We start from the raw sequence: 15,957 nt of genomic DNA on the forward strand, positions 1-15,957 counted from the left end.
ATTTGATTAAATTTGTTTTTAAGATTAAAACGTAAATATAATATGTTTATAAAGTATATAAAAGAAATTTCACTTAAAAAAATATTAAAAAGAAGTCTTCATAACGTAAAGCCGAGTTCGTTAACAACACCAATACAAACTGTAGGATTAGTAGTTGATGAGAGTTATTTTACTGATAAAGAGCAGCTTGTAAAAGAATTAATCACTTGCGGAATTAAAGAAAGTAATATAAAAACGATTGTTTTTAGAGATAAAATAAAAAAAAACGAAACCTTTTCTCAGCCTACATTTAGTAATAAAGATATGAGTTGGAAAGGAGATTTAACGCAAATTTTCGTTACAGATTTTATAAACGAAACTTTCGATATGCTAATAAGTTACTATGATACTGAAAAAGCACCGTTATTACTTATCACAAACCATTCGAAAGCTTTATTTAAAGTAGGATTTTCTACTGTCGACAAAAGATTAAATCATTTAATGATTAATACCAATGCCGAAAATTATAAAGTTTTTGTTCACGAACTATTTAGATATTTAAAAATTTTAAACAAAATATAAAACCATGCAAGCATTTATTGGAACAGGAGTTGCCCTTGTAACGCCATTTAAAAAAGATTTTTCTGTTGATGTAGAAGCTTTAAGACGCATCGTAAATCATGTTATTGATGGTGGTGTCGAATATCTTGTAGTTTTAGGTACAACTGGAGAACCAGCAACACTATCTCAAGACGAAAAAGAACTCGTAATTGCAACAATTGTAGAAGCTAATAACGGAAGGTTACCTCTGGTTTTAGGTGTTGGAGGAAATAATACTATGAAAGTTGTTGAAGAATTAAAAACAAGAGATTTTTCTAAATTTTCAGCAGTACTTTCAGTTTCTCCGTATTATAATAAACCAACTCAAGAAGGTATTTATCAGCATTTCAAAATGATTGCCGAAGCTTCGCCAATTCCAGTAATCATGTATAATGTTCCAGGAAGAACGGCAAGTAATGTGTTGCCAGAAACAGTTTTACGACTAGCAAAAGATTTCAAAAACCTAATAGGAATAAAAGAAGCTGCAGGAGACATTGTACAAGCCATGAAGCTAATACAAGGAAAACCAAAAGACTTCTTAGTTATTTCTGGCGATGATATGATTACACTTCCTATGGTTTTAGCAGGTGGATCAGGAGTGATATCGGTAATAGGAGAGGGTTATCCAAAAGAATTTTCAGAAATGGTGCGTCTTGGTTTGCAAAGAAAAGTAGATGAAGCTTATACTTTACATTACAAATTAATGGACAGTATCGACATGATTTTTGAGCAAGGAAATCCAGGTGGTGTAAAAGAAATTTTTAAATCATTAGGTCTTTCAGAAAATACAGTTCGTTTGCCGTTAGTTAGTGTCAACGAAAATCTAGCAAACAGATTAGATTTGTTCACAAAACAGCTATCAAAATAACAACGAAAATAAAGTTTTGTATATAAGAATTAATAACTAAATTTGCAGTTCGGTTTTTTGAACTCAAAAACTCAATAAAATCGATAGTTTTAAAATAAATATGAAGAAAATACTATACACATTCCTAATAATTGCTTTGTTTTCGTCTTGTAGCGAATACCAAAAAGCAATTAAATCTGAAGATGTGGCTGTAAAAAGTGCTGCCGCTACGAAAATGTACGAAAAAGGCAAGTATGAAAAAGCCATTCGTCTTTTCGAACAAATCTCTCCAGTATTAAAAGGAAAACCAGAAGCTGAAGATATATTTTATATGTTTTCTCAGTCTTATTATCAAACAGAACAATATTATTTGTCAGGATATCAGTTTGAAAGTTTTGCAGCATTATATCCAAAAAGTAAAAGAGCAGAAGAAGCAGCTTTTTTAGGAGCAAAATCATATTCTGAATTGTCGCCAGTTTATACATTGGACCAAACGGATACAGATAAAGCAATTAATAAATTACAAGATTTTATTAATAAATATCCAAATTCTCAGTACCTAGCCGATGCAAACGTAATCGTAAAAGATTTGAGAGAAAAATTAGAGAAAAAAGCTTTTGAAATTGCAAAACAATACAATACAATTTCAGATTTTAAACCTGCAATTAAAGCTTTAGATAACTTTATTGCAGATTATCCAGGAACACCATACAAAGAACAAGCCTTATTTTATAAGTTAAATGCAAGTTACCAATTAGCGATAAACAGTGTGCCATCTAAAATGCAAGAAAGATTAAATGTTGCAAAAGCAGCACAAGAAGCTTTGCTAAATTTTAATGCAAATACAGAATTCAAAAAAACAGCTGACGAAATGTTGGTTAGGATAGATAAAGATTTACAACAATTTTCTAAATAAAAAAAAGTCATGGATTTAAAAAAGACTACAGCTCCAGTAAACACAGTTACTTACAACAAAACAGTAATTGAAGAACCAACTGGGAATGTTTATGAAGCGATTACCATAATGGCTAAAAGAGCAAATCAGATTAATGCTGAAATTAAAAAAGAACTAATCGAAAAATTAGAAGAATTTGCTACTTATAACGACAGTTTAGAAGAAGTTTTCGAAAACAAAGAGCAAATCGAAGTTTCTAAATTTTACGAAAAATTGCCAAAAGCACACGCATTGGCAGTTGAAGAATGGTTAGAAGATAAAATTTACTACAAATCAACAAAATAAAACAACTATGTCTGTTTTAAGCGGTAAGAAAATAATACTAGGAGTTTCTGGTGGAATTGCCGCTTACAAATCAGCGTCGTTAGTTAGATTATTCATAAAAGCAGGAGCGCATGTCCAAGTGATAATGACTCCTGCTTCTAAGGATTTTGTAACACCACTCACACTGTCTACACTGTCTAAAAATCCTGTTCATTCTTCTTTTTTTAATGAAGATGATCAAGATGCAGTTTGGAACAATCATGTCGATTTAGCACTTTGGGCAGACTATATTGTTATTGCGCCAGCAACAGCAAACACAATGTCTAAGATGGTTTCAGGTAATTGCGATAATTTACTTATTGCTACCTATCTTTCGGCAAAATGTCCTGTATATATCGCGCCAGCAATGGATTTAGATATGTACAAACACCCATCTACAAAAACAAATTTTGAAGCTTTCTCCAAATTTGGAAACACCATTATTCCTGCCGAAAGTGGCGAATTAGCCAGTGGACTTTCCGGAGAAGGCCGCATGGCAGAACCAGAAAATATCATTGCATTTTTAGAAAAAGACATCGAAAATAAATTACCATTAAAAGGTAAAAAAATCCTTGTTACAGCTGGACCAACTTATGAAGCCATAGATCCTGTTCGATTTATAGGAAATCATTCTTCAGGAAAAATGGGTTTCGATATTGCCATTGCAGCTGCAAATTTGGGAGCTCAAGTTACTTTAGTTTCTGGACCAACACATTTTCAAGTAAATAATTCTTTAATTAATTTAGTTCGAGTAACTTCTGCCGAAGAAATGTATAATACTTGTCATAAATATTTTAACGATTATGACGTGATGATTGCAGCAGCAGCAGTGGCCGATTATCGTCCAAAAAATGTAGCCCCACAGAAAATAAAAAAGAACGAAGCTACGTTTACTATAGAATTAGAAAAGACAAAAGATATTTTGTTGTCATTGGGTCAAATCAAAAAAAAACAATTTCTGATTGGTTTTGCTCTAGAAACTGAGAATGAAATTGAAAATGCAAAGCTGAAAATTCAGAAAAAAAACCTAGATTTGATAGTTCTTAATTCTTTAAATGATTTGGGTGCTGGTTTTGGAAAACCAACAAATAAAGTTACATTTATAGACAAAAAATTTAAGATAGAACCGCAAGAATTAAAATCGAAAGAAGCAGTAGCTATTGATATTGTAAATAAAATTGTCTCACATTATGCGTAAAATATTTGTTTTTTTATTTCTGTCATTTTTTGGGTTTGCACAAGCCCAAGAACTCAATTGTTCTGTAACTTTCAATACAGATCAAGTTACGGCAACAAACCAACAAGTATTTAAAACACTCAAAAAATCGCTTACAGAGTTTGTAAATAATAGAAAATGGTCTGACCAAACTTATAAAGGAGCCGAAAAAATAGAATGTTCTTTTTTCTTTACAATCACAACATATGATGCCGATCAGTTTACAGGAACTTTGCAAGTTCAGGCTTCAAGACCTGTTTATAATTCGACTTATATGTCACCTATTTTAAATATAAACGACAAGGATATTAATTTTGGTTATACAGAATTTCAGAATTTAGCTTTCGATCAAAACTCATTCGATTCTAACTTACTTTCTATAATGGCATTTTATTCCAATTTAATTATAGGTGTCGATGCAGATACGTTTGCACTCGAAGGAGGTTCTAAATCTTTAGAAAATGCTTTAAATATTGCCAATGTCGCACAACAAAGTCAAATAAAAGGTTGGAGCCAATCGGACAAAAATCAAAACAGATATTTTCTTATAAATGATATGCTTTCGCCTGCTTTTGTAGCTTTTAGAAAAACGATGTACGAATACCATTTGAAAGCTTTAGACAAAATGGCCGATAACCCAAAAGAAGCTAAAGAAAATATAAAAATTGCTTTAAAAACATTATCCCAAATAGCGGAAACAAGACCAAACGCTTATCTGACTAGAGTATTTTTTGATGCTAAAGCTGATGAAATACTTAGCATTTATACCGATGGACCAAAAGTTGATGTCACTGAAGTTATTAACGCACTCAATAAATTATCTCCTACAAATTCCAGCAAATGGGGAAAAATTAGTTATTAATTCCTCATTATGTTATCTTCATTATCTATAAAAAATTTCGCCTTGATAGAACAGTTGGAAATGAATTTTTCTAACCAATTTTCTATTATTACAGGTGAAACTGGTGCAGGAAAATCGATACTATTAGGTGCTTTAGGATTAGTTTTAGGCAAACGAGCCGATTTAACTTCCTTAAAAGACAAAGAACAAAAATGTGTTATCGAAGCACAATTTCAAATTTCAAAATACAATTTACAAGATTTTTTTGCCACAAATGATTTAGATTACGAAGACACAACCATCATTCGTCGTGAGATTTTGCCTTCAGGGAAATCTAGAGCTTTTGTAAATGACAGCCCAGTAAATCTTACCGAATTACAGGATTTGAGCGAATATTTGTTAGATATTCATTCGCAACATCAAACGCAAGAATTGTCTAATGAAGCTTATCAAATCGAGATTCTTGATGCGATTGCAAACCATCAAAATTTACTTGTAGATTACAAGCAAAATTTAGCCAAATATAAATCGGTAAAAATCGAATTAAAAAAAATACATGCTGAAAAAGAAGCATTGTCAAAAGAGCAGGATTATAATTCATTTTTGTTAGAAGAGTTGCTTTCGGCAAATTTAAAATCAGACGAGCAAGAAGAATTAGAAAGTATTTTTGAGAAGTTGAATAATGTCGAGTTTATCAAAGAATCACTAGATAAATCTTTGGCTGTGGCCAATGAAGAGCAAATAGGAATTATACAAAACTTGAAAGAAGTTAAAATTTCGTTGCAAAAAATTTCAGGCTTATCATCAGAATTTAAGGATTTGTTTGAAAGAGTTTCAAGTACATTAATCGAATTTGAAGATATCTCTATCGAGCTTTCTGGGCAAGCAGAAAAATTAGTTAATGATCCCGAAAAATTAGATTTGGTAAATCAAAAACTGCAAACAATATATTCTTTACAAAAAAAACATCAAGTAGAATCGATTGCTGAATTGTTAATCATTCAAAATGATTTAGACAGTAAATTGGTTTTGGTTAGTGATTTAGAGAATCAAATTCAAAAATTAGAAAATCAACTAAACGAAAGTGTATTGGTTTTAGATAAAATAGCTTCCGAAATTCATCAAAATAGAAGCAAAGCAGTTCCAGTTTTAGTAACTCAAATCACTGAAATTCTGACGCAGTTAGGAATGCCAAATGCTAGATTTCAGTTCGAAATAAATCAAACACAAAACTATTTGCCTTCAGGAAAAGATGAAGTGCAATTGTTGTTTTCGGCAAATAAAGGAACCGATTTTGGTTTGCTGAAAAAAGTAGCATCTGGCGGAGAAATGTCAAGAATTATGTTGGCTGTCAAAGCAATTTTAGCCAATTATTCGAAATTACCAACCATTATTTTTGATGAAATAGATACAGGAGTTTCTGGAGAAATTGCTCATAAAATGGGTGATATCATGAAAGAAATGAGTAACAAGATGCAAGTTTTTGCCATTACACATTTACCACAAATTGCTGCAAAAGGAAACCAACATTATAAAGTTTTCAAATCATCGGAAGGAGAAAGTACCATTTCAGAACTGAAATTACTATCTCAAAATGAGAGAGTTGTAGAAATTGCCGAAATGTTATCGGGAAAAGATATTTCAGATTCGGCACTTAATCACGCAAAATCATTATTAAACTAATTTTTTTTAATAATTTTGTTTAACAAATAAATACATCAATAAACAAACATAAAAGATGATTATAGAACCAAGAATGCGAGGATTTATTTGCCTTACAGCGCACCCAACAGGTTGTGAGCAAAATATAAAAAATCAAATAGCTTACGTAAAATCTAAAGGACATATAGAAGGAGCAAAGAGAGTTCTTGTAATTGGAGCTTCAACAGGTTTTGGTTTGGCTTCAAGAATTACAAGTGCTTTTGGCTGCGATGCTTCTACAATAGGAGTTTTCTTCGAAAAACCAGCAAGTGAAGGAAAAACAGCTTCACCAGGTTGGTACAATTCGGCAGCTTTCGAAAATGAAGCAAAAAAAGCTGGTTTGTACGCAAAAAGCATCAATGGAGATGCATTTTCTAACGAAGTAAAGCAACAAACTATCGATTTAATCAAAAAAGATTTAGGTCAAATAGATTTGATTATTTATAGTTTAGCATCACCAGTTCGTTTGCATCCAGTAACAGGAGTTTTGCATCGTTCGGTTCTAAAGCCAATTGGAGGAACGTTTACCAATAAAACTGTCGATTTTCATTCAGGAAAAGTTTCGGATATTTCTATAGCACCTTGCGAAGGAGATGATATCGAAAACACCGTGACTGTAATGGGTGGAGAAGATTGGTCTATGTGGATTGATGCTTTAAAAAAGGAAAATTTATTAGCTAATAATGCTACTACAATTGCTTACTCATATATAGGACCAGAAGTTACCGAAGCAGTTTATCGCAAAGGAACCATTGGTAAAGCAAAAGACCATCTAGAAGCGACTGCTTTTTCTATTACAGATAGTTTGGCGGATTTAGAAGGAAAAGCATATGTTTCAGTAAACAAAGCATTGGTTACACAAGCAAGTTCAGCTATTCCAGTTATTCCTTTATATATTTCATTATTGTATAAAATTATGAAAGCCGAAGGAATCCACGAAGGTTGTATCGAGCAAATGCAAAGATTGTATGCGCAAAGATTATATACAGGAAATGCAATTCCTACCGATGATAAAGGAAGAATCCGTATAGATGATTGGGAAATGAGAGCTGATGTACAGGAAAAAGTAGCCAAACTTTGGTTAGAAGCTACTACCGAAACATTGCCAGAAATAGGCGATTTAGAAGGATATAGAAATGATTTTCATAATCTTTTTGGCTTCGGATTTGAAGGAGTAGATTATAAAGCAGATACTAACGAAATGGTAAATGTTTCAAGTATAGTATAATTACATAAAGAATAGATATTTACAAAACCATGAATGTATTTCATGGTTTTTTTTATGTTTTATGCTTAAATACTATTGATAATTTAACAAATGATTAATATTTTTCATATATTGCATGCTTAAACCAAAAAATATAACTATGAAAAAAATTACTTTATTACTGTTTTTATTGGTCACTAGTTGGCAAATAAATGCACAAACTTGTACGCAGACATTTACTGCAACAGGGCAAGATGATGATCCAACAGTATTAACAATTAATGCAAGCTCTATTAATTGTTATGGAGCAAATCCTTTAACAAGTCTGAAATTAACTAATTCCGCAGGAAGTTTAACTAATGGTAATTGTGATTCTGCTGGAGCAGGTTGGTATGCATTTGATTTGTCTATAGATGGAGGTACTGCTATTACTGGTTGTGCTGCAGATTTTGATAATGTAAATATTACAGGATTTACTACATTGACAATAACATCTCATGATGATGATGTTTGGTCTGATACAGTTACTATTACAATAGATGTAGAAGCAACTTTCACAGCGCTTACACCTCCATCATGCACTGCATTGTCTACACCCGCTAACGGAGCAACTGGAGTTTCTTCTAGTGTTATATCTTGGTCAGCAGCAACTGGAGGAGCAACAGGATATAGATTAAATGTGGGTACTATGCCAGGAGGTACAAATGTTTTAAATAATTTTGATGCTGGAAATGTATTAACCTATGATTTAATTACCTTAATAGCAGGAACAACTTATTATGTAACAGTAATCCCTTATAATGGAAACGGTCCAGCAACAGCATGTTCGGAAACATCTTTTGCAACTTGTGGAGCTATTACGGTTTTACCTTGGACTGAAAATTTTGATGCTTTAGCTACAGGAACAGATCTATTCCCATCTTGTTGGGCATATGAGAATATAACGAGTAATTGGTCAATTTCGACTAGTCCAGTTGCAAATAGTGGAGCAAACTCTTTAAGAAGAACTTGGAGTACTGATGGTTGGGCTTTTACACCATTAGCAACACTAACAGCTGGAACTTCATATACTTTTAGTTATTATATGAGAACAAATGATGCAGTTGTAGGATACGATGTGACACTTGGAGTTGGAACTGCTCAAACATCTGGAGCAATGTCAACAACGTTGTCTTCACAAACAGGATATCAAGGTCCAGCTTGGACTTTATTTACAGTTTACTTTACACCAACTGTTTCTGGAAATTACTCTTTTGGAATACATGCTGCAGGTCCTTTTGCTCCTAATGGAATTAATTTTGATGATTTTAAACTTGAGGTATCTCCATCATGTATTAATCCACTTGGTTTAGCTGCATCTGCAGTAACGAATTCTAGCGCTACAATTACATGGACAGCAACAACTGGTAATTACGAATATGTTTTAGATAATACTGCTACTGATCCTGCAGGATCTGGAACAACATTACCTGGAGAGACTTATAATGCAACACCATTATCTGCCTCTACAGCTTATTATTTCCATGTAAGATCTGTTTGTGCAGGACCTACTTACAGTACTTGGTCTACGGTTTCGTTTACAACAGCTTGTGCTCCTGTTACGGCATTTATAGAAAATTTTGATAGTGTTACTGCTCCTAGCTTCCCAAATTGTTGGAGTAGAGTAGGTACTGGTGGTAATGCGAATATACAAACAACAAACCCAAGTTCTGGTGTAAATACAATGTATATTTATGGTTTTTCAGGCAGTTTAGGAGTTGTTAAAACAGTACCAGTTTCTAATTTAGGTGCGGGTACACATCGTTTGAACTTCAAAATGAGAGGTAATTTTACCGCTGGTGATGATGTAGAAATTGGTTATTTAACAGATCCTAACGATGACAGTAGTTTTGTTGCTTTAGGTTCTGTAAATGCAGCTTCATTAGTATATGAGGATTATACTTTTACTCCAGCAGCAGGATCATATTCAAACTATTTAGCATTTAGACATACAGGAACTATAGGTGCTAGTGTATTAATTGATGATGTAGTTTGGGAGCCAATCCCAGCTTGTAATAATCCTAGTGGTTTAGCTGTATCTGCACTAACAAGTTCTAGTGCTACAATTACATGGACAGCAACAACTGGTAATTACGAATATGTTTTAGATAATACTGCTACTGATCCTGCAGGATCTGGAACAACATTACCTGGAGAGACTTATAATGCAACACCATTATCTGCTTCTACAACGTATTATTTTCATGTAAGAACTGTTTGTGCAGGACCTACTTATAGTACTTGGACTACAGTTTCATTTACTACACCAGCAACACCTCCTACAAACGATTCTTGTTCATCTCCAATAGTATTAATTCCTGGTGCTGATTTTGCAGATAATGCTATTGACACTACAAACGCAGGAGCTACTTTAAGTTCAGAAACACCAAGTCCTTCTTGTGGAACAACTGGTTTTGCGACTTCTGGTAAAGATGTTTGGTATAGTGTGGTAGTGCCACCATCTGGTGATATTACTATTGAGACAGATATTGATTCTGTAGGAGGAGCAAATGCATTGTTAGATGCAGTAACATCTGTTTATTCAGGTACTTGTGGTGCGCTAGTAGAAGTAGACTGTGATGATTTTTCAAGCCCTTCAGCTAACGGCGATTATTCTTTATTATCATTAACAGGGCTAAATCCTGGGGATACTTTATTGATTAGAGCATTTGGATGGAATGGACTTCAAGGAAATTTCAGTATTTCAGCTTACGATGCTTCATTAAGTAGAGCATCTTTCGATATTACTGGATTCTCAGCTTATCCTAATCCAGTAAAAGATGTATTGAATTTATCTTACACACAAGAGATTTCTAATGTATCTGTACATAATTTGTTAGGTCAGGAAGTAATGACAAAATCTATCAATGCTACTCAATCTAAAATTGATATGTCAAACTTATCAAACGGGACTTATTTAGTAAAAGTTACTGTAGATGGTTTGGTTAAAACATTGAAAGTTGTAAAACAATAACAATAGTTTTTAAAAATGTTAAAAGCCATTCGCTAGTCGAATGGCTTTTTTTTTATAAAAAAATGTACCTTTGTCAAAATTTTTTATCAATGAATTTTTCGTTTATTATTCCAGTTTACAATCGTCCAGAAGAAATCGAGGAACTTTTAGAAAGTTTAACTAAACAGACTTACAAAGAATCTTTCGATATTATTATTGTTGAAGACGGTTCGACCATTCCTTGTGAACATATTGTAGATAAATATAAAAGTAAATTAGCTATCACATATTACCTGAAATATAATTCAGGACCTGGTGATTCTCGTAACTTTGGTATGAGCCAATCTAAATCAGATTATTTTATTATTTTAGATTCAGATTGTATCATTCCCGAAAATTATTTGACAGAAGTTTCTAAAAGCTTATCTCATAAATATGTAGATTGTTACGGTGGTCCAGATGCTATGTTACCTAGTTTTTCAGCCGTACAAAAAGCCATAAACTTTACGATGACATCAGTTATTACAACTGGAGGTATTCGAGGTGGTTCAGAAAAAATAGAAAAATTTCAGCCACGAAGTTTCAATATGGGAATTTCAAGAAAAGCATTTGAAGCATCTAAAGGATTTTCAAACATTCACCCAGGTGAAGATCCAGATTTGAGTATTCGTTTGTGGAAGTTAGGTTTCGAAACCAAACTAATCACGTCAGCATTCGTATATCACAAAAGAAGAATCGATTGGGAGAAGTTTTATATTCAAGTAAATAAATTTGGTAAAGCAAGACCAATTCTTAACCATTGGTACCCAGAATATGCAAAAGCAACCTTCTTTTTGCCATCAATATTTGTTATTGGTTTTATTGTTGGAGTTGTTTCTTTAATTTTTACTTTCGATTGGATTTTGAAATTATATTTTGCTTATACGATTCTAATTTTCATAATGTCATCTATTCAAAACAAAAATATTTATGTTGGATATCTTTCTATAATAGCAGTTTGGAAGCAGTTTTTCGGTTACGGATTGGGATTTATAGAATCCTTTTTTAAAATCAATATTCTGAAGGAAAAACCTCAAGAAGCATTTCCTGAATTATTTTTTAAAATTTAAAATGACAAAAATTATAGGTTTAACCGGCGGAATTGGAAGTGGTAAAACAACCATTGCTAGACTTTTTGAAGCCGAAGGAATTCCTGTATATATTGCAGATGATGAAGCAAAAAAAATAATGATTTTGCCAGAAACGATTCGTTTAGTTGGAGAATATTTCGGTCAAGAAGTGATTGTAAACCATCAGATTGATAGAAATAAATTATCAGAAATTGTTTTCAATCATCCAGAAAAACTAAAAGAACTCAACAAAATCATTCACCCATTGGTGAAAAAACATTTTGATAATTGGGTAAAAAAACAAAACTCACCGTTTGTCATCAAAGAAGCTGCTATTCTTTTTGAAAGTGGAAGTTATAAATATTGTGATCAAATTATTACCGTTATCGCTTCGGAAGAAACCCGTATAAAACGTGTGATGTCAAGGGATAATTCTACCAAAGAAGCTGTTTTAGACAGAATAAAAAATCAGTGGAGCGATAGTCAGAAAACCTCAAAAAGTGACTATGTTATTGAAAATGAAAACTTAAATGAAGCCAAACTTCAATTTCAAGGAATTCTTAAAAAATTAAAAAATCTATATTAAAAGTGCCATTTGTTAATATTTGGTTAATATATTTAGGATTCAAATGTTAAAATGTTAAATTTGTATCAATGAATAAAACGTTGTTTCGCATTGTAGTATTTTTAATGACACTTTCCCTGTTGGGAATCATTGTTGTACAAGGTTATTTGATAAATGCGTCTTTCAAAAATAAAGACGAGCAATTTAAATACCAAGTAAAACAAGTTATAGATAATGTATCTAAAAAATTACAAGAGCAGGAAACCTACACTTTTTTAAGTACATACAACAAACTTAAAGACAGTATAGGAAAAAGCCCGCAACAAAGTGAATTACTCAAGTTTTTTTATGTTGAAAAAAATGCAGTAACGAACGAAACGATTATTTATTCTAATAGTTTGATTGCAGAAGATTATTCGCTGCCATCATCGTTCTTTGATAAAAATAAAGATTCAACAAAGCTTAAAAACTATATTTCTAAACGCGTTACCGAAGTTTATAGCGGAAATACTATTAATGATAACAATCTAAATAGTACGTTATCTCCAGACGAAAAGATAGAAAAATCTGGAAGAATGGACGTTCTAGACAAAGCAACATTTGGAGTATATTTTAAGGACATTGCCGCAACACGATCTATAACCCAAAGAGTTTCTAACAAGCAATTGTATGATTTATTGGCTTATGAATTGAGTGGTTATGGTATAAAAACACCGTTCGAATTTGGTATTTACAGCAATGGTTTAGCAACAAAAGTAAAATCTGAAAAGTTTAAGTACGACAAGAAAAACACGTACGACATTCCAGTTTTTACAGACAATGATGGTGTGAGTAAATACCAGTTATTGGTTAGTTTTCCTAAAAAGAAGGAATTCTTAATATCGGATTTAATAGGAATTGCAATGTTAGCATTTTTGTTTACAGCCATTATTATTGTTGCTTATTATACAGGATTAAATCAGTTGAATAAGCAACGTCATATTTCTCAAATCAAAACCGATTTTATAAATAATATGACGCATGAGTTCAAAACACCTATTGCAACAATCAATTTAGCTTTAGATGCTATAAAGAATCCCAAGGTTATTGATGATAAAGAGAAAGTTTTTCGATATCTGCAAATGATTAAGGACGAAAACAAACGAATGCATGCTCAGGTAGAAAACGTGTTACAAATTTCTAAATTAGAAAAGCGAGAACTCGATATTACAAAAGAGGCATATAATATGAATGATATTATTGAAGAAGCGATAGAACACGTGAATTTGATAGTTGAAGACAGAGAAGGAAAAATAAGCGTAAATCTAAAAGCAAAACAGACAAATGTGTTGTTAAACGATGTGCATTTTACCAATGTATTAGTCAATATATTAGAAAATGCAATAAAATATTCGCCCGAAAAGCCAGTAATAACAGTAAGTTCAGAAAATGTAAAGAACTTTATTATTATTAGTATAAAAGACGAAGGAATGGGAATAAACAAAGCTTCTCAAAAGAAAATATTTGACAAGTTTTACAGAGAACACACAGGAGATATACACAACGTAAAAGGTCACGGATTAGGGTTGGCCTACGTAAAAAGAATAGTCGACGACCACCACGGAGAAGTAATGGTAGAAAGCGAAAAAGGAAAAGGAAGCACATTTATAATCAAATTACCCCTAATTTATTAAACTATGGAAGCAAATAAAAAAATACTATTAGTAGAAGATGATCCAAACTTTGGTTCGATACTTCGCGATTACCTTTCTATGAACGATTTTGAGGTAACACTTGCAAAAAATGGAATGGAAGGTTTCGAAAAATTCAAAAAGGACAATTTCGATTTGTGCATTCTAGATGTCATGATGCCCTACAAAGATGGTTACACATTAGCCAAAGAAATTCGCGAAAAAAATAAAGAAGTGCCTATCGTTTTCCTAACAGCAAAATCTATGAAAGAAGATGTGCTAAAAGGATACAAAGTAGGAGCAGACGATTATTTGAACAAACCATTCGATTCGGAAGTTTTGTTGATGAAAATTAAAGCAATTATTCAGCGTAAAGCTTCAGAAACAAAAACAGATGTTGCGAAATTTGAATTTAAAATCGGAAAATTCGATTTAAACTCAAAATTACGTTTCTTAGATTTTCCAGGTCAAGAAACCATAAAATTATCACCAAAAGAAAACGAATTGCTAAAAATGTTAGCACTTCACGAAAACGATTTGATGCCAAGAGAATTAGCATTAACAAAAATTTGGAGAGATGATAACTACTTTACTTCAAGAAGTATGGACGTATATATTGCCAAACTTCGTAAATACCTGAAACCAGATGAAGGTGTTGAGATTATCAACATTCACGGAGAAGGATTTAGGTTAGCCATAAAAAACGCAGTATAAAAATAGAAAAGGCTTCGAATAATCGGAGCTTTTTTTTAAAACAATAAAATGAGTTTATTTAAAAATATATTTGGTCATTCTGAAACCGATAAAATAGTTTCAAAAGTAAATTGGAAACCACTTTCGGATTTGGGTAAGATAAACGAAATTAAAGATTTATCACACGAAAAAACAGTTGCTATTTTCAAGCACAGCACACGTTGTAGCATAAGCCGAATGGTTTTGAAACAATTTGAAAACGAATATAATTTAGAAAATAAACTAGAACTCTATTTTTTAGATTTGTTAGAACACCGAAATATTTCGAACGAAATTGCCAACAGTTTTGGCGTTATTCACCAATCGCCACAACTTATCGTGATACAAAATGGTGTTTCTGTTTACAATGCATCTCACGAAAGTATTGATGCTAATGGTTTAGGGAAGTTTGTGTAAAATCTCTGTTATAGGATGATTTCGTCTTCACTTTGTGAAAAATATTCTTCTAAAGTTGTTTTGTCGTTCAGCATTTCTCGCACAATTTCATTTTTCGAAATAATTTCAGCAAACTTTTTTTGAGCTTCAGTAAATTTGGTTATTAAGTTAATTGGATTTGGAAACTCTACATATAAATCTTCTTTTCGTATTAGAGTTTTATATAGTTCGTTATTGTTTTTGTCACCAGAGTAATATTTTTTCATGAAGTCAGAGTCTAAAAATGGATTCGACTTTTTAAGCTTAGATTTTGAGGAATCCTTAGAAATCCTTCCCTCAAAAGTCCAATTTGGATGATGAACCAACATAAAACCTTTGGGATGTTTTAAAAAATTTGCCCAATGCTTTACTTCTTGAAAAATTTGAAAATACTTTAATCTATAATTTTCAGGAATTGACATTATGTTGAAATACTCGTTACAAACTTCTACTTGTAAATATAAGAGTAGTATGAAATTTGTGAAAGTTAATTGAGAATCGTGAAAACTTTTATATTGAAGTAAAAAATTTTGAATCAATCTGTTACTATTATTCAAATTACAAGCTACACAATTGTGTCCTTGCGTAAAATTAGAATGAATATTACAGAACAAGGTGTCATATTCTTTATCGTCGTCATCTTGATCATAATAATGTGTAACAACAAAAATGTCCAAAACTTTTTCAAAAAGAGGTATTAGATTATCCGAACTTTCCTTTTTTTCGGAAGTATACTCTTTAATTAAATTTCTTGTTTTTTTATCCATCATATGTGTTTTAATCTTGCCTATAACTCGATGCTTCG

At 32.1% G+C, this 15,957-nt stretch carries 15 protein-coding genes; 14 read left to right on the top strand and 1 reads right to left on the bottom strand.

What is annotated here, in order from left to right:
* The first annotated feature begins 42 nt into the window (after positions 1–42).
* The 14 genes from BM053_RS03935 (at position 43) to ytxJ (ending at position 15,134) form a co-directional block, all read left to right on the top strand.
* Positions 43–561: a DUF6913 domain-containing protein gene (locus BM053_RS03935; protein ID WP_091474256.1), complete on the top strand. Its 519-nt coding sequence runs from the start codon at positions 43–45 to the stop codon at positions 559–561.
* Positions 562–565: 4 nt separating this feature from the next.
* A complete protein-coding gene (dapA, locus tag BM053_RS03940) occupies positions 566–1,447 on the top strand; it encodes a 4-hydroxy-tetrahydrodipicolinate synthase (RefSeq protein ID WP_091474258.1) in 882 nt (293 codons plus the stop codon).
* Between the two features lie 100 nt (positions 1,448–1,547).
* Entirely contained in the window at positions 1,548–2,342 is a 795-nt protein-coding gene (locus BM053_RS03945) for an outer membrane protein assembly factor BamD (protein WP_091474260.1), read from the top strand.
* A 9-nt stretch (positions 2,343–2,351) separates the two neighbouring features.
* Entirely contained in the window at positions 2,352–2,666 is a 315-nt protein-coding gene (locus tag BM053_RS03950; RefSeq protein ID WP_091474262.1) for a DNA-directed RNA polymerase subunit omega, read from the top strand.
* Between the two features lie 7 nt (positions 2,667–2,673).
* Positions 2,674–3,882: a bifunctional phosphopantothenoylcysteine decarboxylase/phosphopantothenate--cysteine ligase CoaBC gene (gene coaBC, locus BM053_RS03955; RefSeq protein ID WP_091474264.1), complete on the top strand. Its 1,209-nt coding sequence runs from the start codon at positions 2,674–2,676 to the stop codon at positions 3,880–3,882.
* Positions 3,875–4,762, top strand: a complete 888-nt coding sequence (gene porD / locus BM053_RS03960) for a type IX secretion system protein PorD (RefSeq protein WP_091474266.1) — start codon at positions 3,875–3,877, stop codon at positions 4,760–4,762. The genes coaBC and porD overlap by 8 nt, the downstream gene beginning before the upstream one ends.
* Before the next feature lie 9 nt (positions 4,763–4,771).
* Positions 4,772–6,424 (top strand): DNA repair protein RecN, encoded by a 1,653-nt coding sequence (recN, locus tag BM053_RS03965; protein WP_091474268.1) that lies wholly within the window; start codon positions 4,772–4,774, stop codon positions 6,422–6,424.
* 55 nt (positions 6,425–6,479) lie between these two features.
* Positions 6,480–7,670 carry an enoyl-ACP reductase FabV gene (fabV, locus tag BM053_RS03970; RefSeq protein ID WP_091474270.1) on the top strand — a complete coding sequence of 397 codons (1,191 nt, stop codon included), beginning with the start codon at positions 6,480–6,482 and terminating at the stop codon, positions 7,668–7,670.
* Between the two features lie 139 nt (positions 7,671–7,809).
* Positions 7,810–10,662, top strand: coding sequence for a T9SS type A sorting domain-containing protein (locus tag BM053_RS03975; RefSeq protein WP_167357283.1), 2,853 nt, complete (start codon positions 7,810–7,812; stop codon positions 10,660–10,662).
* A gap of 89 nt (positions 10,663–10,751) precedes the next feature.
* Entirely contained in the window at positions 10,752–11,750 is a 999-nt protein-coding gene (locus BM053_RS03980) for a glycosyltransferase family 2 protein (protein WP_091474273.1), read from the top strand.
* 1 nt (position 11,751) lies between these two features.
* The gene (coaE, locus tag BM053_RS03985) at positions 11,752–12,336 is read left to right on the top strand and encodes a dephospho-CoA kinase (protein ID WP_091474275.1); all 585 of its coding nucleotides are present in this window, start codon (positions 11,752–11,754) and stop codon (positions 12,334–12,336) included.
* 68 nt (positions 12,337–12,404) lie between these two features.
* Entirely contained in the window at positions 12,405–13,988 is a 1,584-nt protein-coding gene (locus tag BM053_RS03990) for a sensor histidine kinase (RefSeq protein WP_091474277.1), read from the top strand.
* A gap of 3 nt (positions 13,989–13,991) precedes the next feature.
* Entirely contained in the window at positions 13,992–14,699 is a 708-nt protein-coding gene (locus BM053_RS03995; protein ID WP_091474278.1) for a response regulator transcription factor, read from the top strand.
* Between the two features lie 48 nt (positions 14,700–14,747).
* On the top strand, positions 14,748–15,134 hold the full coding sequence (gene ytxJ, locus BM053_RS04000; protein ID WP_091474279.1) for a bacillithiol system redox-active protein YtxJ: 387 nt from the start codon (positions 14,748–14,750) through the stop codon (positions 15,132–15,134).
* Positions 15,135–15,142: 8 nt separating this feature from the next.
* Here the strand turns inward: ytxJ and BM053_RS04005 are convergent, their stop codons facing one another.
* Positions 15,143–15,919, bottom strand: coding sequence for a hypothetical protein (locus BM053_RS04005; protein WP_143076461.1), 777 nt, complete (start codon positions 15,917–15,919; stop codon positions 15,143–15,145).
* Positions 15,920–15,957 lie beyond the last annotated feature (38 nt).

Source organism: Flavobacterium swingsii, assembly GCF_900111965.1.
GTDB lineage: Bacteria > Bacteroidota > Bacteroidia > Flavobacteriales > Flavobacteriaceae > Flavobacterium > Flavobacterium swingsii.